General features: G+C 69.9%; 1 protein-coding gene. It reads right to left on the reverse strand.

What is annotated here, in order from left to right; translation table 11 throughout:
• Positions 1 to 1,059, reverse strand: a 1,059-nt coding sequence (locus AOK17_RS47360) for an alpha-amylase family glycosyl hydrolase (protein ID WP_055618802.1), incomplete at both ends; no start/stop codon positions are given.

A 1,059-nucleotide genomic window follows, 5' to 3' on the forward strand; every position in this document is an offset into this window, starting at 1 on the left:
CGATCTCGTCGCCGTAGTAGACGGCGGGGAGCGTGGGCCAGGTGAGCTGGAAGGCGAAGGCGGCGGGGAGCTGTTCGGCCGTGCGGGGGCCGCAGTTGAGGCGCGAGAAGTCGTGGTTGGCGGTGGGCAGGGAGATGAAGCCGCTGTCACCCAGGGCTGACGAAGCCCGCTGCCAGGCCTCGACGAACGGGCGGGGCGAGCCCTTGCCGCTCGGGTCGAAGAAGCAGTCGAGCGGGTCCCAGGTCTCATTGACGGTACCGGTGCCGTTGCTCCACAGCGAGCGCAGCGCCAGGCCGTCGGTGGGGCCGCCGAAGTGCAGGAAGAAGTCCGTGTGGAAGCCCGCCGGGACCGACACCTCGGGCTCGCCCCACTCGGAGAGCAGCACCGCGTCCGGGTGCGTACGGTCCAGCCAGTGCCGCAGCTCCGTCCAGATCCTGCTCGTCTCCGCCTTGTCCGGGTCGTCCTTGACGAGCGAGGCGGCCATGTCGACTCGGAAGCCCGAGAGGCCCAGGCTCAGCCAGTGGTCCATGACCGTGCGCAGGGCCTCACGGTTGGCGCGCGGCCCCTCCGCGTCCACCGGCTGCCGCCATGGCTCGGCCGAACTCTCGCGTGCGTAACCGAAGTTGAGAGCGGGCTGGAAGTCGAAGAAATTCGGCAGATACGCGCCGTGCCGGCTCCCCGGCGAGGCCACGAAACCGTCCGGCGTGACCCCCGACCGACCCTCCGGTGCCCAGATGTAGCGGTGGTCGTCCGGATCGTTCGCCGAGGCCCTGAACCACGGGTGCTCGGCGGAGGTGTGCCCGGCGACCAGGTCGAGGAGCACACGGATGCCGCGGCGGCCCGCCAGGTCGACGAGCTTCGCCAGGTCGTCGTTGGATCCGTAGCGCGGAGCCACGTTCAGATAGTCGGCGACGTCGTACCCGGCGTCCCCGAACGGCGAGTCGAAGCACGGGTTCAGCCAGACCGTGTTCACCCCCAGCCACTCCAGATGGTCGAGACGCTGGGCGATGCCGTCGAAGTCACCGATCCCGTCGCCGTTCGAGTCCGCGAACGACTGCG

The organism is Streptomyces phaeochromogenes, assembly GCF_001418655.1.
Lineage (GTDB): Bacteria > Actinomycetota > Actinomycetes > Streptomycetales > Streptomycetaceae > Streptomyces > Streptomyces phaeochromogenes.